Below are 1044 nucleotides of genomic sequence, written 5' to 3' on the forward strand. Positions count from 1 at the left end.
GCCTTTTCCTCGATCGTCGTCAGCCCGCCCTCGATGTTGCCCTTGGTCGGCTGACTATCGGAAAGATCGTCCGTCTGATGCGCGAAGATGACGTCGTCCTGATAGGCCTTCCACATCTTGTACCAGCGCTCGCCGACTTCCTCGTTGATCGCACGCGCCTTGCAGATGTGCTCCGCCCCGGTGATCTCCGACGTCTCGCCGAAGCAGCCGTAGATGCCCTCCGGAAGCAGCTTGTCGTACATGTTGCCGACCGTCGGGCAGGAGCCGAGGCCGGTGGTCGTGTCGCTCTCGCCGCATTTGGTCGAGACCCAGAGCTCGGAGATCGAGCACTCCTCGCGCTGCAGCTCGCTGGCGTAGTGCACCATCTCCTTGGCCGCGCGCGAGGCGTCCATGATGGTCTTCAGGTCGCCGTTCTGCTCGATGGAGAAGCCCTGCACGGGCTTGCCGGTCGCGGCGATGCCGTCGACCACCCTTTGCGTCCACCCCGGCTCGATGCCGATGACCACGACGGCCGCCACATTCGGGTTGGCGCCCGTGCCGATGATCGTGCGGAAATGAAGCTCAAGGTCCTCGCCGAACTGCAGCCGGCCATAGGCATGCGGGATCGCCAGCGTTCCCTTGATGTTGTTCGCCACCGCCTCGCAGGCGGCGTTGGAGATGTCGTCCAGCGGCAGGACAAGCACATGGTTGCGCACGCCCACCCGGCCGTTGTCGCGGCGATAGCCCATGAAGGTCATGTTCGAGTATTTGGAAGCCATCGGTCCGTCCTTACCAGCGCTTGGTCTTCAGATTGTGGGTGTGGACGTGGCCGCCCTCCTCGACATCGGCAACGAACTTGCCGATGTCCTCGCCGTATTTGACCGCCGTGTCGCCGGCCTTCAGGTCCTTCAGCGCGATCTTGTGGCCGATCGGCACATCCGCCTTCGATGTCAGCTCGAAGGTCGAGTTGTCGTGCGTGATGCAGCACAGCATCTTCGTTCCCGCCGTAAGGCCTTCGACAACAACCACGCCGACATTGTCGGCATGCTCGTGCACAAGCAGATG

The 1044-nt window shown here is 62.9% G+C and carries 2 protein-coding genes; both read right to left on the reverse strand.

The window, feature by feature from the left end; translation table 11 throughout:
• Window positions 1–758, reverse strand: a 758-nt coding sequence (locus tag GR183_RS21600; protein WP_160777765.1) for a UxaA family hydrolase, incomplete at its 3' end; no start/stop codon positions are given.
• Between the two features lie 10 nt (window positions 759–768).
• Window positions 769–1044, reverse strand: a 276-nt coding sequence (locus GR183_RS21605; protein WP_202396240.1) for a UxaA family hydrolase, incomplete at its 5' end; no start/stop codon positions are given.

Source organism: Stappia sediminis (assembly GCF_009826895.1).
Taxonomy (GTDB): domain Bacteria; phylum Pseudomonadota; class Alphaproteobacteria; order Rhizobiales; family Stappiaceae; genus Hongsoonwoonella; species Hongsoonwoonella sediminis.